This is a genomic window from Rariglobus hedericola (genome assembly GCF_007559335.1).
Taxonomy (GTDB): domain Bacteria; phylum Verrucomicrobiota; class Verrucomicrobiia; order Opitutales; family Opitutaceae; genus Rariglobus; species Rariglobus hedericola.
Window position 1 is genome coordinate 1,876,886 of the sequence record NZ_VMBG01000001.1, and the last position, 20,236, is coordinate 1,897,121.

Consider the following 20,236-nt stretch of genomic DNA (forward strand, 5'->3'; position numbering starts at 1 on the left):
CAGAAAATCATTCGCAAACGAACCAAAAGTTTACGCGTAATCCAAACCGGTCTTTGCTGTCCTTTAGTTGCACCTGCAACGTCCGCCGCTGTTCCCCGTTCCCTTTACCCATGAACCAAACCCTACCCTGCTGGCGGCGCGGCTTGCTCCTCGCCACTCTCTGCCTCGGCGCCACCGCGCTCGTCGCCCAAACTGCAAATCTGGTTAAAAACCCGACGTTCACCGATGCCGACGGCGACGGTGACCCCGATGGCTGGAAGGCCTACCCTCCCGGCAACGGCGACACCCTCGTCCTCGCCTCCAAAGCCGGCGGCGGCCTTGTATTCAAAGATAATGACAAGAACAACGGCCTCGGTCTCGAGCAGTGGATCGCCGTCAAGGAAGGCCACCGCTACACCGCCTCCGCCACCGTCTCCGGCACCGGCGCGGTTAATCTCAATCTCATCTTCGCGCCGAACATCCCCAACCGCCCCGGCGACCTGAGCAAAGTTAAACTCGCCGAGAAGTCCGTCCGGGCCGAAGCCGGCAAGACCAGCGAGGTCATCGCCGTCGCCCCCGCCGGAGCCAAATGGATGAAAGTCTGGCTCTACTACCCGAAGATCGGCACCACCGATGTCGTCGTTGAAAGCATCGCATTGTCCGCCACGGACGCACCGGTGATTGACACGACCGCCGCCGCTCCCGCCGCGTCTGCCGCGACGCCGTCGCCGGCAGCCGTAGCCCCCGCCGCTGTCTCCGCATCCGTCGGCCCCGCGCCCGCAGGCAACCTGCTCAAAAACGCCACCTTCACCGATGCCGACGGCGACCGCACTCCCGACGGCTGGAATCCCTACCCTCCCGGCAACGGCGACACGCTCGTCCTCGCCCCCGCCCCCGGCGGCGGACTTGTATTCAAGGATAATGACAAAAACGCCGGTCTGGGCCTGGAACAGTGGGTGCCTGTCCAGGAAGGCTTGCGCTACACCGCGTCCGCCACGGTTTCCGGCAGCGGAGGTGTCGGTCTTAATCTCATCTTCGCGCCGAAGATCCCCAACAAGCCGGGCGATCTGAAGTCCATCCAGCTGTCCGACAAATCCAGCCATGCCGCCGCCGGCAAAACGACCCAGACCATCGGAGTCGCCCCCGCCGGCGCCAAGTGGGTCAAGGTCTGGCTCTATTGCCCGAAGATCGGCGTCGCCGATGTCGTCGTAAACCAGATCTCCCTCACCGCCGATGCGCCGGCCGCAGGCTCGGCTGCCCCTGTCGCCGCTCCCGTGGTTGCCAAACCGCTTCCCGCAGGCCTGGCCTCGGTGATTGATTTCGAAACTGGCGACCTTTCCCAAGGCCACCAAGGCAAGGCCGAAGGCGGCGACGTGACCGTCATCACTGCCGCCGAGGGTCCCGTCCGCGAAGGCAAATACTCCGCCAAGATCGCCATCAAGGCCGACAAACATCGCGCCGAGGTCCCCGGCTACCGCTCCGATGCCTACGGCGTCGCCCGCTACGGCTGGAGCATTTATATCCCAAAGGAATTCGATGCGCAGACCTTCTTCAGCATCATCACCCAGTGGCACAGCTGGGGCAGCGGACGCGAGTCCCCCAAGGACGGCGGTCCTCCCACCTGCATAACCATCTCCAAGGGCAAACTTCACTTGAAGCTTCTCGCCCAAGGCGACGACGGCTGGACGAGCAAGGCCACCTACATCGATATATGCGACGTGGACGAGATGCGCGGCCGCTGGAACGACTTTGTCATGGAGGTCAACTGGCAGGGCCCCGGCAAGGGCGGCTGGCTCAAGCTCTACAAGGACGGCAAGCTCGCCATCGATTTCAAGGGCACGACTTGGTATGACGACAAGGACAAGGGCCCTTACTTCAAGTTCGGCACCTACAAGGGCGGCGGCAAATGGCGCGGCACCGAGGAGGGCGCCATCCTTTACGTCGACTCCGCCCGCATGGCCCTCGGCGAATCTTCGACCTACAAAATGGTCGATCCCGCCGCCTACGCCCCCAAGCCCGTCAAAGAATAAACCCTCACGGTTCCCTTCCTCGCAAACGCGCGCAACGTTCTCCGTTGCGCGCGTTTTTTGTTTATCCCAACAACCGCACCCTCCGCCGATACGTTGCCGGCGGCACTTGATACTCCCGCCGATACATGCGGGAAAAGTGATACTCGTCATAAAACCCGCAGCGCTCCGCCACGACCTTGAGCGGGAGATCCGTTGTCCGTAGCAGCAACTCCGCGTGCGCCGTCCTCGCGCGCACCAAAAACCGATGCGGCGGCAAACCCGCCTGCTCCGCAAACAGCCGTCGGAAATGCACCGGCGACAATCCCAGCCGCCGAGCCTCCGCCACTTCGTCAAACGGCACAGCCGGCTTTGCCTTCACACGCGCCGCCAGCCGGCTTAACGCCTGAGCACGCAGATCCGGCGCCGTCGTCGCCTCCGGCTCATGCAGGTCGAGCAATACATCCTGCAAAACCGCCAGCGCGCGATCCGGTCTTTCTCTGCCGAGCCATCCGATCATGCGCTCGAATTTCTCCTTCACCGCCTCCGGTTCCGCCGGCAATCGCCAGCCCCGGGTCCTCGCCGGCGGCAGCAGTCCGCTCTTTCTCCACTCCTCGGCGCGCTTCCCCGCAAAACACACATAGTAGTGATTCCAGCCCGATCGCTCGCGGTTGCCATACGTGAAACGCGGCCCCGGCTCCGTCCACCACATCACCGGGCGCGTGAACACCTGCTCCTCCCCGTCTCCGCAGCGATATTTCACCGTGCCCGTGTGCGCATAGTTCAACGCCACATAATCTGGAAACACCTTGTCGATCCACACCGTGAAATCAGGCAGGTGGTTGAACAGGGTGAACCGGAAATCTTTTCCCCCAAGGAAGATCAAATTGTGCATGGGATTCAGTTTTCCATCCATTTTAACCAATGAATTTATGCGCTAGGATAGCGCAACCATGAGTGAAACGTCTATCCCGGAAAAACCGCTTGTCCGCATCGCCCTCATCGGACTCGGTGCCGTCGGCCAGCAGCACCTCGACTCCGCAACGAAACTGATCGACGGCGTCATCACCGTCGTTTGCGACGCCCGCGTCGAGGTCGCCGAATCCACCGCCACGGCACACAACATCCCTCGATGGACCGCCTCCGCCGACGACGTGCTCGCCGATCCCGACGTGGACGCCGTTTTGCTCGCCCTGCCCACCGGCATCCGCACGCCCCTCGCCATCGCCGCGCTCCACGCCGGCAAACACATCCTGATCGAGAAACCCGTCGCCATGAACGCCGCCGAGGTCCGCTCGATCCTCGACGCGCAAGGCGACCGCATCGCCGCCTGCTGCTCCTCACGCCTCCGCTACTTCTCTTCGGCACGCGCCGCCCGTGACCATGTGGCCAGCGGTGCCCTCGGCCCGATACGCGCCATCACCTGCCGCGTGATCGCCCCCGCCGGCGCCCCACCTGCCAAAACTCCTCCCGCGTGGCGCCTCAGCCGCGCCCTCAACGGCGGCGGCATCCTCGTCAACTGGGGTAGTTACGACCTCGACTACCTCCTTGGTATCCTCGGTTTTGATTTCGAACCCACGCACGTCCTCGCCCGCACGTGGCAAACCCCGCCGCCTTTCTCCCACTACCCCGCGCCCGGCTCCGACGCCGAGACGCACGTCGTGGCCACCATCGGTTTCACCAACGGCGCCGTCCTCCACTACGAACGGGCCGAGTGCGCCATCGAAGCCGAATCCCGCAGCTGGCGCATTTCCGGCGACCACGGTGCCCTCATCCTTCAGATGGCACCGAGCAAAGGAGCCGTCGTGCAAATCAGCGAACCCGACCCCGCACGCGGCACCGTCACCCGCACGCTCTGGGAAGGCGACGAATCCGGCTGGGCCACGTTCAACGACGGCCCCCTCCTCGATTTCGCCACGGCCATCCGCCAAAACCGACCTCCCCTCACCAGCCTGCGCGACTCCCTCCTCATCGCCCGCCTCACCGAAGGCATTTACCGCTCCGCCGACACCGGCCGACCCGTTTCGTTCTCAGATCTGTAGTCCTACTCTGTCTACGCACTACTCGCTACTCACTACTTCAGCCATGCTCTACTCCTTCATGTCCTTCAGCTCCACCCAGCTGAACCTCACCGACACCCTCGCCCTCGCCAAGCGCCTCGGCTACGACGCCATCGAACCGCGCCCGGGCTGGGACCACCGCCACGGTATCGAGCTTTCAACTACGCCCTCCGAACGCGCAGCCATCCGCCGCCAGATCACCGACTCCGGCATCGCCGTCGCCTGCCTCGCTCCCGGCCTTCGCTTCGCCAACCCCGCAACCGCCTCGCAACAACTCGCCGAAGCCTCCGCCTACATCGATCTCGCTGCCGACATCGGCGCCCCGCTCCTCCGCGTCTTCGGCGGCGAACTCGGCGCCGGCATCGACCGCGACACCGCCATCGTCAACGTCGCCGACGCCCTTCGTTCCCTCGTCCCTCAAGCCCGCGCCCGCGGCGTGAAAATCTGTATGGAAACCCACGACGCCTGGACCAACCCCGACCACGTCGCCGCCGTCCTCGAACGCGTCAATGACCCGCACGTCCGCGCCGTCTGGGACGTCATGCACCCGCTCCGCGCCTCCGGCTGGTCGATCCGCGACGCTTTCGATCGACTCCGCCCGTGGATCGAACACGTCCACATCCACGACGGCACCTTCGAAAAATCCAAACTCGAATTCGCCCCCATCGGCCGCGGACTCTACGACATCCCCGCCGTCTTCGCCTGCCTCGCCGAGATGAACTACACCGGATACCTGAGCGGCGAATGGATCAATTGCGACGACACCATCGACCTAGCTACCGAACTAGCCGCCATGAAATCCCTCGAATCAGCCGCCCGCGCCTGATTCCGTATTCTGTTCTCTGTTCTCTGTCCTCTGTATTCCGTCTTCCGTCCCCGTCCTCCGCCGCCCATGCCCGCCCATCTCCTGTTCCCTGTCGCCGCCAGTATCGCCTACGTCTTCGCGATGCTGGCCTTCAAGCGCTCGGGCAACTGGGGCGTCGGCGTGTGGCGCACCGCGTTCGTCTCCAATATCGCCATCGGTCTCGCCTTCGCCCCGTTCTGGCTGCTCGGCGGACACGACCAGCCCGTCACTCAACTCTGGCAACCGCTCCTCGTCGCCCTGCTTTTTCTCTTCGGCCAGATCTTCACTTTTCTCTCACTCCATTACGGCGATGTCTCCGTCGGCACGCCCGTCATGGGCCTGAAAATCATCCTCGTCGCCCTCGGCAGCGCACTGCTCCTGCCCGACCCCATTCCGCTTAAATGGTGGATCGCCGCCTTCCTCAGCACCGCCGCGATCATCCTTCTCAGTCGCGGAGAATCACGTCCGCGTCATGCCGTCGGGCGCACCGTGCTCGCCGCTGCGCTTGCCGCCACGAGCTTCGCGCTCTTCGACGTCCTCATCCAAAAATGGTCGCCGGCCTGGGGCGTGGGTCGCTTCCTCCCGCTCACCTGCGGCGCGGTGGCGGTGCTTTCGTTCGGCTTCATCCCGTTGTTCAACGCCCCGCTGAGCGCCATCCCACGTCCCGCCTGGCGCTGGCTCGGCGGCGGCAGCCTCCTGCTCGCCCTGCAATCCTCCCTTTTTGTCTACGCGATCGGCGCCTTCGGTGATGCCACCGTGATGAACATCGTCTATTCATCCCGCGGACTCTGGAGCGTCGTTGCCGTGTGGCTGATCGGCCACTGGTTCGCCAACGAAGAGCAAACCCTCGCCCCCGCGATTCTGCGCAGCCGTCTTATAGGCGCGATGCTCATCCTGGCCGCAATCGCCCTCGTGGTGCTTCGATAAAAACGGGGTTCAGTTTACGAGTAATCCGCAGCCGCCTTTGCAGGTCGCCACGGCGAATCTAAGTTCCTCGGAAAATGACTTCACATGAAGGCGCATGCGGTAGCTTGACCCGCCGCACGCCTTCGCGGTCTCATTCACCTTATGCCCCGCCGGTTACTACCCCTTGCCCTCGGCTTGCTTTGCGCACTCCCGCTTGCAGCCTACGAAAAATCCGCCGCCCCCGATCCCTGGCAGTCCGCGCTCACGTTTGATTACAACGTCGCGGCGGAACGCTTTCAAAAGCTTCACCAAGCCTCGCCCAAGGATGCGCGCATCGCCATCGCCTACGCCTCGAGCCTGCTCGTCAAACAACCTCGCACCGAATCCAACATCCAGTCCGCGCGCGATCTCTTGATCAGCGCCCGTGAAAACGCGCCCGCTTCATCCGAGGACGCCATTCTCGCCCTTTACCTGCTCGCCCGCGTCGAGCTCGATCACCTCGATCCCGCTCAACCGGAATCCGCCCGCAAGCACTTCGACCAACTCCGCCGCGAACATCCCGCGCATCCACTCGCCGACCACGCCGCCGTCGAGCTCGCCTACCTCGCCGCCTATCCCGAGTCCGGTGCGGATGTCACCGCGATCCCCGCCATCCAAAAACTCCTCGATTCCGTGAAGGACTCCGGAGCCGCCCGCGACCTGCATTCGCTGCTCGCCTCCCTTTATCTGCGCGAATCAAAGGATCCCGCCTCGGCCCTTCCTCATTACGTCGCCGCGCGCGCTATCGGCTATGAGCAACCGCTCCGCGATGCCGACATCGATCTCACCATCGCCAACCTCGCCCGCGAAACCGGTGACCTTGCCCTCGCTCGCAAACACTACGCCGCCTTCCTCGCCGCCACGCCCCGTGATGTCCGCGCCAGCACGGTCCGCGGAATCCTCGCCTCCCTCGACGCAACCCCGGCCCCTTCCATCCGATGAACCGCTTCCGCAACCTCATCGCCGTGGTCGTCCTGCTCGGCGCCTTCGCCTACTCCGCCTGGCACGTCCTCACCCATCGCCGCACCGAAAACGCCTCCGGCAAGATCACCATCCGCGTCGGCCACTGGCTGCTCCACGCCGGCATGCGCGAGGCGTTTGACGAAGCCGCCGCCGAATACTCCAAGCTCCACCCCGACGTATCCATCGAACAGATACCCGTTCCCATCCGCGCCTGGCCGTCGTGGATGCGCACCCAGTTGATCGGCGGCACCGCCCCGGACATCACCGGCATGCTCGGCGCCAACGAAGACATCGCCGTCCGCTATTTCATCCCCCTCACCGACGAACTTCGTCCGCCCAACCCCTACAACGCCGGCACCTCCCTCGCCGGCGTGCCTTGGGTCAACACCTTCGTCGATGGCATGACCGCCATGCGAAACCTCACGCCGACTTCGGGTGATATCCATAGCGTCAATCTCCAGATCAACACCCTGCGTCTTTACTACAACAAGCCGCTCCTCAAAGAAATCACCGGCAGCGACGAACCGCCCGCCGACTACGCCACGTTGCGGAAACTCGAAGGCCAGGTCGCCCGTTACAATGAGAAGAATGGCCGCCGTCTCGTGCCTATCGCCTCCTGCGGTCCTTATTCGCAATACCTCTTCGAGCGCCTGCTGCCTTCGCAGACCCAGCAACTCTCGATCGATCTCAGCCCTTCCCGCAACTTTGCCATCCAGCCGGTCGAACTCGCGCGACTGGTGCTCGCAGGGAAACTCTCCTACCGGAACACGCCCGAACTCCACTCCAGCATCAATCTGCTGCACGACGTGGGCGCGTTGATGAGCCCCGGCTATGCCTCACGCCAGCGTGACGATGCCTTGTTCGATTTTCTCCAGTCCAAGGCCGTCATGATTTGCGCCGGCAGTTGGGACTACGCGGTCTTTGAACGTGATGGCGATTTCCCCGTCGGCATCATGCCCGTGGTGCTACCCGCGAAAGACGATCCCGAATACGGCCGCTTTGTCCTCGGTCTCGCCTCCGAGGCCAACGGCACGCCCGAGGCCACCCTCGGCGTTGTTCGCTCCAGTAAACATCCCGAAGTCGCCCTCGATTTTCTGCGTTTCCTCACCAGCCGCGGCATCGCTCAAAAATTCTCCGACTTGAGCCTGCGCACGTCCGCAATCGCCGATGTCGTTCCGCCCGCACAAGCCGCCGCGCTCGCCCCGCGTCTCGAAGGCGCGATCAACGGCTTCACGCCCGATTTCAATTATTTCGGCGGCAGCAACGCCAACCGCATTTTCAAAAACAACCTCTACCGTCTCGACGGCCCGAACGGCAGCACCGAAGACTTCGTCACCACCCTTGATGCAGAACTCCCGAAGGCCCTGAAGCAGGACGCCGGCATCCACCTCACGCGCGTTCACCGTGACATCCAGCGCCTCGACGCCCACCTCGGCCTGTTGCTCACGCAACCCGAAGCCGAGCGCGAGCAGACGTGGACGCGCCTCATGGAAACCCGTCACGCGCGTCAGAACGAATACCTCGTCTACCTTCCGCTGGCCAAGTGACCGCCGGCGGTCACTCCCGCCATTCGCCCTCGAGCAGCAGCGTTTTTGGCCGCTCCGGCACACCGCGTTCGTTGCGATGAAGCTGCGCCACGACCAGATCCACCGCGCCCGCCGCAACCAGGTCCTCGCGCATGTCCATTCCCGGCATTCCCGTTGATGACGCCCCCAGCGACACGATGCTGCGCAGCGTTTTGATTCCAGCCAACTCCCGGCTGAATTCCGCCGGCGGCGTAACCACAAAAATCAACGCATCGGCCTTCACCTTCGCGATCCACGTGCGCAACGCGGCTCCGCTTGCCGGCAATCCAAACCTCGTCATGCCCAACGCCTGTTCAGGCAACGGATGATTCGTCAGAAACGCCGCCTGATGCACCCCGTGAATGCGCCGGTGATGCGGTTCGTGCAACACCACTGCCGGCCGCAAACATCCGGCCAACCTCAGCTTCTCCATCGCCGTCCACATGCTGCGGTAATGATAATGCCCCGCCCGGTGCAGCGACGGATGAAACTCCGAGTTCCCGATGATCGCCGCCGCGAAGCATCCCCAGTTCCAGTCCACCGTCACCTCCATGTCTCTCAACGGTGCCGAGAACACCACGCCGGTGATCCCGCGCGTAACCAGAATTTTCTCCAGCCGCGCCTCCGTCATTCCACCGTCGTGCAACCAAAATTCATCCAACGCACAGCCCAGTTCCTCGGCGCGGCGTTTTGCCCCCGCCAGACTCGCTTGGCAAAATCCCTCGCGTCGCGTGTCAGCCCGCGTCGCACTCACCCAGACAAACGCCAGCCTCTCCCGGTCCGGCGCACCCTTCGCTCGCCGGATGCGCGCCATAAGCGACCCCATCCGCAAATCCGCGCGGTAACCGAGCCGCTCCGCCACCGCCTTCACGCGCTCCGCCGTCGCCGCTTTCACGAGCGGACTTCCCCGCATCGCCAGCGACGCCGTGGACAACGCCACGCCCGCCTCGCGCGCCACTTTCACCAATGAACTCGTCTGAATTTGAGCCATAAAATCGAACGGTTTCGATTTCAGGCGCATTGGCCCGAACGCGCCAGTCTTTAGTTTCTCCATCGCAGTTCACTTCCCATGAAAAAATCCTCCTCCGCCCCGCACCCCACCCTTCCGCCAAACGTCAGCGGTGTCATCCCCGCCTTTGCCCAGGTCGCCGACTTCGGTCCCGCCCGCAGCGAGATTGGCATCGGCTGTCTCATGCCTTGGCTGGGCAAGCTCTACATCCTCAATTACGTCTCGCACCGCAAACAGACCGGCACCGGCACCGGTCTCCGAGTCATCGACGAAAACTTCCAGATGTCTCGCCACCCCGCCGGCGTGGACGGCACCTACGCCAACCGCTTCGTCCACGACCAGTCCAGCCAGCTCATCATCGGTCCGCACGTCATCGACACGAAACACAAGGTCCGCACCGTCAAAGAGCTCACCGAAATCCGTCTCTGCGGCACCGCCACGCACCTCACCGATCCGAAGAACCTCGTCTACATGCTCGGCATGGAAGGCGAGCTGTTCGAACTCAACGTCCGCACGCTGAAGGTAAAACACCTCTTCGATCTCACCAAGGAACTCGGCACGCCCGGCGAGATGAGCTGCCACTTCAAAGATTGTTATACCGAGGGTGGACGTCTCGTCGTCGCCAACAACGACTACAGCGAGCCCGACTTCCTCGGCAAACAGACCGAAGGCACCCTCGCCGAATTCGACGGCGTCAAATGGACCGTCATCGAGCGCAAACCCTACGTCGGTCTCGGCGGACTCGGACCCTACGGAAACAACATCTTCGCGACCGGCTGGGACCGCGCGTCCGCCATCCTCAAGGTCTTCACCGGCGGTGACAAAAAGTGGACCACCTACCGCCTGCCAAAAGCCTCCCACTGCTGGGAGCACAAGTGGCAGACCGAGTGGCCGCGCATCCGCTCCACCGAGCACGAGCGTCTGCTCATGGATCACCACGGCATGTTCTACGAACTCTCGCCTTGGGCCTTCGGCAATCGCATCTGGGGCATTCGCCCGATTTCGACACACCTCTGGGTGCACGGCGATTTCTGCTCGTGGAAGGGCATGCTCATCATCGGCGGCGACAACACCAGCCACGAGAGCGGCGGAAACCTCCAGTGCGCCGAGCCGCAATCCGGCCTCTGGTTCGGCAAGACCGACGACCTCTGGAAACTCGGTAAGCCCAAAGGCTGGGGCGGCCCGTGGTGGGAGACGCCCGTCAAAGCCAACGAGCCCAGCGATCCTTACCTGATGACCGGCTTCGACCAGAAGTGCGTGCACCTCTCGCACGACGCGAAAAAACCCGTCGCCATCACCATCGAAGTGGACGCCCTCGGCCACGGAAAATTCCACCCGTGGCGCACGATCGACGTCGCCGCCAACGCCTCCGAAGTCGTGACCTTCCCTCCCGGCTTTAGCGCCCACTGGGTCCGCGTCGTGGCCAACAAATCCTGCAACGCCACCGCCCACTTCCACTACACCTGATCTGGTTAAGGCCATCGTTGTATTTAATAAACAAAATCTACCATCACACCGCTCTCATCGTTTATTCATACAATTTTTCTCCATCGCCAGCAGGGCCCTTTCGGTGCCTTGCTGGCGTTTTTATTTACCCCCTCTTTTGCCATGCTTAAAAACGGCCTCATCCACGCTTGGGAAAACCCCGAGCTCACTTCGCTCAACAAGCTCGCTCCCCACGCTTCATTCGATGCGTTTGCGACCGCTGCACAGGCCAAGTCCCGCGCCCGCGACAAGTCCGCGTGGTCACAATCCCTGAATGGCGAATGGCAGTTCCGTCTCGAGCGCCGCCCCGAAGATGCCCAGCCGTTCGCCGAGGGACGTCCCTTCAACGACAGCGCGCAGTGGGGTGTGATTCCCGTGCCGTCCAACTGGCAGATGCACGGCCACGGTCGCCCGCACTACACCAACGTCACGATGCCATTCCGCGAGGAAGCGCCCTTCACGCCCAAGGACAATCCCACCGGCGTTTACCGCCGCTTCTTCCGCATCCCGTCCGCGTGGCAGGGCAACCGCATCGTCCTCCACTTCGGCGGCGCCGACAGCGTGCTCGCCGTTTACATCGATGGCGTTGCCGTCGGCCTGAGCAAGGACTCCCGACTCCCCGCTGAGTTCGACATCTCCGCCCTCGTGCGTCCCGGCATCGAACACGAACTCGTCGCCATCGTCGTCCAATACTCCGACGCCACCGCCATTGAGGACCAGGATCAATGGCGTCTCGGCGGCCTCCACCGCGAAGTTCGGCTCTACGCCACGCCCGTCATCCACATCGCCGACATCAAGGCCACGCCCGACGTCAATCTCGCCGCCGGCACCGCCGCGCTCGATCTCCTCGTAACCGCCGGTTTCCCTCATAACCTCCCGCTGCCCGACACCAAGGTCAGCGTGCAGATTTTTGATCAACACGGTCGCCCCGTGCTCGCCAAACCCGCCGTTGCCGAGATCGGCCACAAGCGCGCCGCGGTGGGCTTTGACCGCGGCGCCGTGCGCCTGCGCCTCGAAATCCCCTCGTCGAAACTCCGCCTCTGGTCCCATGAAGACCCCGCGCTCTACACCGTCGTCGTCTCCCTCACGCCGCCGAAATCCTCTGGCGCCGCTCCTTCACACGCCTCGATCCGCACCGGCTTCCGTCGCATCGAAATCCGCGACCGCGATCTTCTCATCAACGGCCGCCGCGTCCTCATCAAGGGTGTCAACCGCCACGACCACCACCCCGACGTCGCCAAGGCGCTCACCTCCGAAACCATGGAGCGCGACGTGGTGCTGATGAAGCAGTTCAACTTCAACGCCGTCCGCACGTCTCATTATCCGAACGATCCGCGCTTCCTCGATTTCTGCGACCAGCACGGTCTCTACGTCATCGACGAAACCAACGCCGAGTCGCACGACTTCCACAATTCCCTCTGCCAGGACCCACGCTACGCCACGCCGTGGCTCGACCGCGCCATGCGCATGGTCGTGCGCGACATCAACCACCCGTCCATTGTCCTCTGGTCGCTCGGCAACGAATCCGGCTACGGCCCCAACCACGACGCCGCCGCCGGCTGGATCCGCCACTACGATCCGTCGCGCCCGCTCCACTACGAGGGTGCCATTTCCCTCTGGCAGGGTTCCGCGACTTTCGCGCACGGCTCGGCCTCCACCGACGTGATCTGTCCGATGTATACGAGCATCAAAGATCTCACTGACTGGCTCGACTTCGCGGACAAGCACGCTCCCTCCTCCGCCGCTTCCTACACGGACCTAGTGCCCGCGATGGACAAAGCCGGACTTCACTTTGCCCGTGACGCCCGCCCGCGTCCTCCGCTGCCCACACCTCTCCATCCGCTCAACCGTCCCGTCATCCTCTGCGAATACTCGCACGCGATGGGCAACTCCAACGGCTCGCTCTCCGACTACTTCGATCTCTTCAAGTCCCGTGCCGGCATTCAGGGCGGCTTCATCTGGGAATGGCTCGACCACGGCCTCCGCCAAAAAACCGCCGACGGCAAAGAGTTCTTCGCCTACGGCGGCGACTTCGGCGACACGCCCAACGACGCCAACTTCGTCTGCGACGGTCTCGTATCAGCCGACCGGATACCTCACCCCGCCATGTGGGAGTTCAAGCACCTCGCCCAGCCCGTCACGGTCTCTCTCGTGAAGGGCAAGCCCGGCCGCCTCCGCATCCGCAACGACCACGACTTCACCTCCCTCGCCCGCCTCCAAGGCCATTGGGAACTCCTTATCGACGGCGTCGCCACCAAGCACGGCAACCTGCCGAAACTCGACCTCGCCCCCGGCGCTTCGAAAGACACCACCGTCGCCTTCGGCAAACTTCCCGCCGGTGCCGAGGCCCACCTCAATATCACCTGGACCACAGCCGCCGATACGACCTTCGCCAAACGCGGCCACGAAACCGCCTGGACGCAGCTCGCGCTCACTCCGACGCCCAAGGCCAAGCCCTCCGTCCCTGCGAAAAAATCCGCGCCCGTCCTCGTCGAGGAAACCGTCGGCGGCGTTATACTGCTAGCCGGCGACACCGCCGCGACGTTCGATCGCGCCACGTCCACGTTGTCCTCCCTCCGCGTTCGCGGCGTCGAGCTCCTCGCCCGCGCCCCGCTCGTTGAACTCAACCGCGCCGCCACCGACAACGATGGTGTTAAGCTCTGGTCCGGCCAGGACGGAAAAGCCCTCGGTCGCTGGCAAAAGCTCGGCCTCATTGCGAAACCCATCCAACACCAACCGGACGCCTTCTCCCACAAAGCCAACAAGGACGGCTCCGTCACCGTCACGCTGTCGCACGCCGCCTCCGGTCGCGAAAACTGGAAGGACTGCACGCACACGCATCGCTACACGCTGCACGCCGACGGCCGTCTGGTCGTGGACAACGACATCGTGTTCTCCGGTGCCGATGTCACCGACCTCCCCCGCGCCGGCGTCCGCTTCGATCTCGTCGCCGGTTACGAAAACCTCGCCTACTTCGGACGCGGTCCCGTCGAGAACTACGCCGACCGCAAAACCGGCAGCCTCGTCGCCCGCTACGAGACGACCGTGACCGACGAATACGTGGACTACGTCATGCCGCAGGAACACGGCCACCACACCGAAACCCGCTGGCTCGAACTCTCCGCCGGCCGCAAAGCCAAGGCCTCCGCCCTCCGCATCACCGCCGCGCCGCTCTTCGAGTTTAACGCCACGCACTTCGCCGCCGAGGATCTCTACGCCGCCAAGCACACGACCGACCTCACGCCCCGCGCCGAGACGATCGTGTATCTCGACGCCGCCCACCGCGGCCTCGGCACGCAGAGCTGCGGACCCGACGCCCTCGACCAGTATAAGCTGAACGCCAAGCGCTACACCTTCAGCTACACGCTGACCGCACGCTGATCCGCCGTCCCGCACGCCGCAGGTGCGGCCGGTCTTCCTGGCAACGGGAAGGGCCGGCCGCACCTGCGGTTTTTTTGCGCTTAAACCACGACGTATCGCAGTCCGCCGTTGCGCCGCTCTGTTCAACGCCTTTCTTCTGACCCGTGGCCGGCACCCTGCGCACTCCCCTCGAACTTCTCGGCGTCTTTAAAACGACGACCCGGGTCCGCTTCGACTGGATCACGCCGCTGGCCGTGGCCGCCCTCAGTGCGATCGGCGTCGCCTTTATATATAGCGCGCAATTCACCACCGCTCAGAACAACTGGATCACGCAGCTCGTCTGGTTGGCGGCGGGTGCGATGCTCTATATCGCGGTCTCCCTCATCGACTACCGTTTCTGGCTGAGTTTCTCCCACTGGTTCTATGTGGCCTGTATCGTCGCGCTATTGCTCGTGCTGCTACCCGGCGTGGGCACGGAACGTTATGGAGCCCAACGCTGGCTGGATTTCGGGTTCTTCGCGTTTCAACCGTCGGAGCCGACCAAAGCCGCCGTGCTGCTGGTCACCGCCGGCATCCTCGTCCGGTCCAAGGTCGGCACCATCGCGCAATCGCTCGGGACGCTGGGTAAATTGGCACTTGCTGCGGGTTTGCCCATCTTCCTTATCCTTCTGCAACCCGATATTAAATCGGCGATTGTGCTGCCTCCCGTGATCTTCTCGATGCTCTATGTCTCCAAGCTGTCCACCCGCTTTTTCGCGGCGGCACTCGGTGCGTTTCTCATCCTGATGAGCATCGTGACGTTCGATTGCATTCGTTACGTCAGATTCATGGAGACCAACAACTTGTCCTACACGAACGACAAGGGGAAATTCGAGCCGCACACCTTCGTTCCGCTGCACGATTATCAGCGCAACCGCATCATCTCCTTCGCCATGCCCGACAAGATCGACCCCACGGGCGCGGGCTGGAATCTGACGCAGTCGCGCATCTCGGTGGGTTCCGGAGGATTGACCGGCAAGGGCTGGACGCTGGGCACACAGGCCCAGCTCGGCTACCTGCCCCGCGCCGTGGCGCACAACGACTTTATTTTCCCGGTTATCGCCGAGGAAAAAGGATTTTTGGGAAGTGTTACAGTTTTGGGTTTGTTTGGTATAGTGATGTTCAACGGCATACGCATTGCGGGCCTGTCGAGAGACCGGTTCGGCACTTTGATCGCCATAGGCGTTACAGTGCTCTTCGCCGTGCACGTCTTCGTTAACATCGCGATGACCATCGGACTCGTGCCCATCACGGGCATACCGCTTCCCTTTATCAGCTACGGTGGCTCCTTTGTGCTGAGTTGCTGCTTGCTGCAAGGACTGGTTCAAAGCGTCTATCGCTTCCGCAAGGACTTCACATGAAACTGAAGCCTGGATTCGATATGGACCGCTCTGCCGGAATTTCCTGCGCCGCAACTTTCGCCCACGGGTGCCCCGTCCACCACAACCAGGACCCTACCCACCATGAGCGATCAACCCGCCTCACCCAACAACCCGTCCGGCTCCCCGGCCCCCCGCAATTACGATGAGGAACTCACCCAGCCTCCCGAACATCACGAACCCGATCCCGTCAACCGCGACGAACTGAAGGCCGACGCCGTCACGCGTTCCAAAGACCGTCCCCTACTCGAGAAAATCCTCTCCGTTTTCAAGAAGGAGAAAACCTCCTTCCGCGAACTCATCATCAATTCCGAGCCCCTCGAAAAGCGCGTCGCGCTGCTCGTGGACGGCGTTCTGGAAAAGTTCGAAATCGAACGCGAGTCCGACAGCCGCATGGTTGGCGGCATCTACAAGGGCAAGATCAAGAACCTCGATCCCGGCCTCAAAGCCGCCTTTGTCGATATCGGTTACAGCAAAAACGCGTTCCTTCACTACTGGGACATGCTCCCGGCCGCCGCCGATTCCTCCGTGGAAATCGTCCGCGTTAACAAAAAGAAGAACGCCCCGCCGCGTCCCACCGAGCCGACCGTCAAGGACATCCCCGGCCTTTACCCGCCCGGCAGCGAGATCGTCATCCAAGTCACCAAGGGCCCCATCGGCACCAAGGGTCCGCGCACCACGACCAACCTCGCCCTCCCCGGCCGTTATCTGGTGCTCATGCCGTTCTCCGACCAGTGCGGCATCTCCCGCAAGATCGAGGACCCGAAGGAGCGCGCCCGTCTCAAGCAGATGATCAACGAGCTCACCATTCCGGAAGGCATGGGCGTGATCGTCCGCACCGCCGGCGAGGGCAAAAAGACCCGCTACTTCATCCGCGACCTCCACATCATGTTGAAGAAGTGGGAGGAGATTCAGCGCAAGATGCAGTCCGACCGCGCCCCCGCCTGCCTCTACCAGGAGCCCGATCTCGTTGAACGCACCGTGCGCGACTTCCTCACCGAGGAAGTGGACCGCGTGCTCATCGACGACGAAGCCGGCCACAAGCACACCCAGGACCTCGTAGGCCAGATCTCCAAGCGTTCGCGCAGCAAGATCGCCCTCTACAAGGACAACATCCCGATCTTCGAGCGCTTCAACATCGAGCGCCAGATCGAGCAGACCTTCCAGCGCAAGGTCCAGCTCCCCTCCGGCGGCGAAATCATCATCGACGAAACCGAGGCCTTGATCGCCATCGACGTGAACACCGGTTCACACAAGAACCGCGGCGGCGAAGAGAAAAACGTCATCTACGCCGTCAACCTGGAAGCCGCCGTCGAGGCCGCCCGCCAGATCCGCCTGCGCAATCTCGGCGGTCTCATCATCATCGACTTCATCGACATGAAGGAGCGCCGCCACCGCAACGGCGTTTACGACAAGATGATCGAGGCCATGTCCACCGACAAGGCCAAGAACCACATCCTGCCCATCAGCCAGCTCGGCATCCTCCAGATGACCCGCCAGCGCCAGCAAGAGTCGCTCTCGTCCAACCTCTACACCGACTGCCCTTACTGCCGTGGCCGTGGCATCGTGAAGAGTGCGACGACCATGTCGGTCGAGTTGCAGCGCAAGCTCAGCTCCATCATCCGCCGCCTCACCGGCCGCAACGATGGCAAGGACTACAGCCTCCGCGTGATGGTGCATCCGTCGATTCTCGAGCGCCTCCGCGTCGAAGATGCCGACCTCCTCGTGCGCATGGAAAAGCTGTTTGGCGTCAAATTGGCCTTCCGCGCCGATCCCGCCTACCACCAGGAAAACTACAAGATCATCAACGCCATCACCGGCGAAGAATACCGCTAAGCATTTTGTAGTAACAGGGCACAAAAGGGCCGGCGTCTTTTCAGACGCCGGCCCTTTTTTGTGCACGCTAACACAGGTCCTAGCCGTGCCGGCTGGCGATGACGCCGTCGGTCGCCTGTCGGGCGATCTCCACCACGCGCTGGCCTTCCTCGCCCGTGGTCAGCAACGCGGACGCCCCGCTTTCCAGCGCGCGCGCCCATTCTTCATACATGCCCTCAAAGTTCTTCTCCGGCGCGAACGGGAACTCCTGAAGGCCGTCCCCCGTCTCCATGGTGAAACGTTCCGTCTCCCGATTATAGCGGATCACGCCTCCCGTGCCGATCAGTTCATAGGTGAACTCGGACCGGTTGTTTTTCGCGGTGTGGTGATAGGAGTAGCTGATTTCCACGACCGTGTGCGCACCGTTCTCGTGATCGAGATGCACCCACATGTGATCGGGCGCCTCGTAGTCGTCCACCCACGCACCGTGCGCGTTGAAGGAACGCACCGGCGAGCCCAGCCAAAAACCGGCGAGATCGATCTGGTGCGTGCCGCAATCCACCATCGGCCCGCCTTCGAGCATGCGGTCCTCGCGCCGCTTCTGGATGATCCGGTTTCCGGCTGCATCCGTAGTGAACTTGCCATGAAGCGACCAGTTGTAGATCAGGCGCAGCGAGCGAACCTTCCCGATGGCCCCGTCACGCACCAATTCGCGAATCTTAAGCGCGCACGGACTGAACCGGTAACAAAATCCTGAATACAGCGACGCGCTGGCCGTCTTCATCGCAGCTATCATCTCCTCGGCCTCGGTCCGGTTAGTCGCAAGCGGTTTTTCGCAGAGCACGGGCAATCCATGCGCAGCCGCGTGGAGCACGTTGGCGTGATGGCACGGCGCGGGCGAGGTGATGCTCACACCATCGAGCCCGCATTTGAAAAATGCCTCCTCGTCGGTGAATCCATGTGGAATCCCAAACTTCTCCTGCGTCCGACGCAGGTTGTCTTCGTTCGGGTCGAAGACCGCGTGCAAGATCAGTCCCGGCACCGCCTGGATCGCGGGAATATGTCCATACTGGGCGACCATGCCGCAGCCCATCAGTCCGATGCGTTTCATTGTTTTGAAAGGTAGAAAAACTTGGTCCTCACAGTCGATCCGGTTCACGGATCTGTTCTGAATGGCGCGGCCGGAAGATTCGCCGTGTTGACGAGGGTGTTCTTGGGATCGTTGCGCCAGGCGTAGCGCACATAAACAGGCGGCGTCACTCCGGCGGGCGCGGTCACCAGCACGGTTCCCGCCGTGGCGTTTTCGATGCGCGCCGTGGCTGCACTGAAGACCTTGTCCTTGCCCGCAACTTCGAAACCAAGAACCGATTCCTTGTCGGCTGCGTTGGAGTTTTTAAGTCCGCCGGCCACGTCTTTGAAGTGAACGCGCACACGACCGGATGCGCCGGCGTTGAGTTCAACCTTCGCGAAGATCGGACCGGAATCGACAACGTCCTTTTGGCCGTAGGTGCGGTGAAGCGCGAGCAAGGCGAGACGACGGCCGACATCCAATTTGTTCTTCGGGTGAATGTCCGTGGAATCGCCGATGTCGATGGCGAGCGCCTGGCCGGTTTTCGGCACGGACAGGGTCTGCGTCTGCGCCTCGCGCATGGTGGGAATACCCAGTCCGTCCGGATCACCGTTGGCGCCCCAGCTGGCGAGCTGCACCCAGTAAAACGGCAATTCCCCTCCGGCAAATACCTCGCGCCAGCCCGCGATCAGCGACGGGAAGAACGTGCGGTATTGGTTCGCACCCGCGTTGGTCTCGCCCTGATACCAGATGAAGCCACGCAACGCATAAGGCACCACCGGATGAATCATCGCGTTGTAGGAACCGGAGGGAACGTTCTTGTGGCCGGGACCGAACGGGAATCGCGGGCCCGGTTTGTTGAAGCGCTCGCCGGCTTTCGCCGCGGCGGCCTTGGCTTCGTCCCACGCGGCTTTTTCCGCGTCGTAGCGCGCTTTGTTCGCGGGGAAATCCGCAGTCTTGGTTTTCCACGCCTTGATCGCACCGGGACCGTTGGGATCGGCGGCGAGCGAGGCAGGCGTCATAAAGGGCTCGATCGGCGAACCACTCCACGCGGCGTTAATGATGCCGACCGGGACGTTGAGTTTTTGGTGGAGATCGCGCGCAAAGTAATACGCCACCGCGCTGAAATCACCGACGGTGGCCGGAGTGCAGACGCGCCATGCTCCCTTCCCTGTTTCCTGAGGTGTCTCGGCCGACACCGGCGGCATCTTGAGCTCGCGGATTTGCGGATAATTGGCCGCCGCCACTTCGGCCACCGCGTTGGTGATGAAGTAGCCCCAACCACCGAGCCCGCCCATGCCGAGTTCCATGTTGGACTGGCCGGACGCGAGCCACACTTCGCCCACGAGAATGTCGTTAAGCTTAATGGTGTTCTTTCCGACAAACGTGAGCGTGGCCGGTTGCGCCGACGCGGGAATCGCGGGCAGATCGACACGCCAGCGACCATCCGCACCCGCCACCGCCGTGGCCGTGCGCGACGTAGTGCCGGAGTAGGTCACTGTGATTTTTTCACCCACCGCCGCTCGGCCCCACACCGGAATCGCGCGGCCTTGCTGAAGCACCGCGTGGTCTTGAAACGGCACCGCCGGAGTGACGTCCGCACGCACCAAAGCACCCAGACACAAAAAGAGTAACCAACCCGAGGGGTAACGCATGAGGGTGTGAGTTCAGACTTAACCCACGTCCCCGCCAATCGTGACGACGCCAAAAGCCTTGGA

At 62.8% G+C, this 20,236-nt stretch carries 14 protein-coding genes; 10 read left to right on the plus strand and 4 right to left on the minus strand.

The genetic code is table 11. From position 1 onward, the window contains the following. Nucleotides 1-110: 110 nt before the first annotated feature. Entirely contained in the window at nucleotides 111-2,009 is a 1,899-nt protein-coding gene (locus tag FPL22_RS08305; protein WP_144229664.1) for a polysaccharide lyase family 20 protein, read from the plus strand. A gap of 61 nt (nucleotides 2,010-2,070) precedes the next feature. Here the strand turns inward: FPL22_RS08305 and FPL22_RS08310 are convergent, their stop codons facing one another. Continuing rightward, nucleotides 2,071-2,808, minus strand: a complete 738-nt coding sequence (locus tag FPL22_RS08310; RefSeq protein WP_162525232.1) for a helix-turn-helix domain-containing protein — start codon at nucleotides 2,806-2,808, stop codon at nucleotides 2,071-2,073. Between the two features lie 130 nt (nucleotides 2,809-2,938). On the opposite strand from FPL22_RS08310, the gene FPL22_RS08315 reads away from it, so the two are divergent. From FPL22_RS08315 to FPL22_RS08335, 5 genes are all read left to right on the plus strand, one after another. Further along, nucleotides 2,939-4,027 (plus strand): Gfo/Idh/MocA family protein, encoded by a 1,089-nt coding sequence (locus FPL22_RS08315; RefSeq protein ID WP_144229669.1) that lies wholly within the window; start codon nucleotides 2,939-2,941, stop codon nucleotides 4,025-4,027. A gap of 43 nt (nucleotides 4,028-4,070) precedes the next feature. Next, nucleotides 4,071-4,871, plus strand: a complete 801-nt coding sequence (locus FPL22_RS08320; RefSeq protein ID WP_144229671.1) for a sugar phosphate isomerase/epimerase family protein — start codon at nucleotides 4,071-4,073, stop codon at nucleotides 4,869-4,871. Between the two features lie 66 nt (nucleotides 4,872-4,937). Then, nucleotides 4,938-5,816 (plus strand): DMT family transporter, encoded by an 879-nt coding sequence (locus tag FPL22_RS08325; RefSeq protein WP_144229673.1) that lies wholly within the window; start codon nucleotides 4,938-4,940, stop codon nucleotides 5,814-5,816. Nucleotides 5,817-5,957: 141 nt separating this feature from the next. Beyond that, the gene (locus FPL22_RS08330; RefSeq protein WP_144229675.1) at nucleotides 5,958-6,776 is read left to right on the plus strand and encodes a tetratricopeptide repeat protein; all 819 of its coding nucleotides are present in this window, start codon (nucleotides 5,958-5,960) and stop codon (nucleotides 6,774-6,776) included. Next, nucleotides 6,773-8,344 (plus strand): ABC transporter substrate-binding protein, encoded by a 1,572-nt coding sequence (locus FPL22_RS08335; RefSeq protein ID WP_144229677.1) that lies wholly within the window; start codon nucleotides 6,773-6,775, stop codon nucleotides 8,342-8,344. Before FPL22_RS08330 ends, FPL22_RS08335 begins: the two co-directional genes overlap by 4 nt. A 10-nt stretch (nucleotides 8,345-8,354) precedes the next feature. Here FPL22_RS08335 and FPL22_RS08340 read toward each other — a convergent pair whose 3' ends face one another. Beyond that, nucleotides 8,355-9,383 carry a LacI family DNA-binding transcriptional regulator gene (locus FPL22_RS08340; RefSeq protein ID WP_162525233.1) on the minus strand — a complete coding sequence of 343 codons (1,029 nt, stop codon included), beginning with the start codon at nucleotides 9,381-9,383 and terminating at the stop codon, nucleotides 8,355-8,357. A 48-nt stretch (nucleotides 9,384-9,431) separates the two neighbouring features. On the opposite strand from FPL22_RS08340, the gene FPL22_RS08345 reads away from it, so the two are divergent. The 4 genes from FPL22_RS08345 (at nucleotide 9,432) to FPL22_RS08360 (ending at nucleotide 17,470) form a co-directional block, all read left to right on the plus strand. Further along, nucleotides 9,432-10,838 (plus strand): hypothetical protein, encoded by a 1,407-nt coding sequence (locus FPL22_RS08345; RefSeq protein ID WP_144229681.1) that lies wholly within the window; start codon nucleotides 9,432-9,434, stop codon nucleotides 10,836-10,838. Nucleotides 10,839-10,979: 141 nt separating this feature from the next. Further along, complete coding sequence (locus FPL22_RS08350; protein WP_144229684.1) at nucleotides 10,980-14,237, plus strand: glycoside hydrolase family 2 TIM barrel-domain containing protein; 3,258 nt, start codon at nucleotides 10,980-10,982, stop codon at nucleotides 14,235-14,237. Nucleotides 14,238-14,380: 143 nt separating this feature from the next. Then, the gene (gene rodA, locus FPL22_RS08355; protein ID WP_238991345.1) at nucleotides 14,381-15,616 is read left to right on the plus strand and encodes a rod shape-determining protein RodA; all 1,236 of its coding nucleotides are present in this window, start codon (nucleotides 14,381-14,383) and stop codon (nucleotides 15,614-15,616) included. 102 nt (nucleotides 15,617-15,718) lie between these two features. After that, nucleotides 15,719-17,470, plus strand: a complete 1,752-nt coding sequence (locus FPL22_RS08360; protein WP_144229686.1) for an Rne/Rng family ribonuclease — start codon at nucleotides 15,719-15,721, stop codon at nucleotides 17,468-17,470. Between the two features lie 79 nt (nucleotides 17,471-17,549). Here FPL22_RS08360 and FPL22_RS08365 read toward each other — a convergent pair whose 3' ends face one another. Continuing rightward, nucleotides 17,550-18,560, minus strand: a complete 1,011-nt coding sequence (locus tag FPL22_RS08365; RefSeq protein ID WP_144229688.1) for a Gfo/Idh/MocA family protein — start codon at nucleotides 18,558-18,560, stop codon at nucleotides 17,550-17,552. A gap of 44 nt (nucleotides 18,561-18,604) precedes the next feature. Beyond that, nucleotides 18,605-20,173 (minus strand): sialate O-acetylesterase, encoded by a 1,569-nt coding sequence (locus FPL22_RS08370; RefSeq protein WP_144229690.1) that lies wholly within the window; start codon nucleotides 20,171-20,173, stop codon nucleotides 18,605-18,607. Nucleotides 20,174-20,236: the final 63 nt, after the last annotated feature.

Coding starts and splice junctions, on each gene's coding strand:
- FPL22_RS08305 (WP_144229664.1), top strand. CDS start 111: ATGAACCAAACCCTACCCTGCTGGCGGCGCGGCTTGCTCCTCGCCACT.
- FPL22_RS08315 (WP_144229669.1), top strand. CDS start 2,939: ATGAGTGAAACGTCTATCCCGGAAAAACCGCTTGTCCGCATCGCCCTC.
- FPL22_RS08320 (WP_144229671.1), top strand. CDS start 4,071: ATGCTCTACTCCTTCATGTCCTTCAGCTCCACCCAGCTGAACCTCACC.
- FPL22_RS08325 (WP_144229673.1), top strand. CDS start 4,938: ATGCCCGCCCATCTCCTGTTCCCTGTCGCCGCCAGTATCGCCTACGTC.
- FPL22_RS08330 (WP_144229675.1), top strand. CDS start 5,958: ATGCCCCGCCGGTTACTACCCCTTGCCCTCGGCTTGCTTTGCGCACTC.
- FPL22_RS08335 (WP_144229677.1), top strand. CDS start 6,773: ATGAACCGCTTCCGCAACCTCATCGCCGTGGTCGTCCTGCTCGGCGCC.
- FPL22_RS08340 (WP_162525233.1), bottom strand. CDS start 9,383: ATGCGCCTGAAATCGAAACCGTTCGATTTTATGGCTCAAATTCAGACG.
- FPL22_RS08345 (WP_144229681.1), top strand. CDS start 9,432: ATGAAAAAATCCTCCTCCGCCCCGCACCCCACCCTTCCGCCAAACGTC.
- FPL22_RS08350 (WP_144229684.1), top strand. CDS start 10,980: ATGCTTAAAAACGGCCTCATCCACGCTTGGGAAAACCCCGAGCTCACT.
- FPL22_RS08360 (WP_144229686.1), top strand. CDS start 15,719: ATGAGCGATCAACCCGCCTCACCCAACAACCCGTCCGGCTCCCCGGCC.
- FPL22_RS08365 (WP_144229688.1), bottom strand. CDS start 18,560: ATGAAACGCATCGGACTGATGGGCTGCGGCATGGTCGCCCAGTATGGA.
- FPL22_RS08370 (WP_144229690.1), bottom strand. CDS start 20,173: ATGCGTTACCCCTCGGGTTGGTTACTCTTTTTGTGTCTGGGTGCTTTG.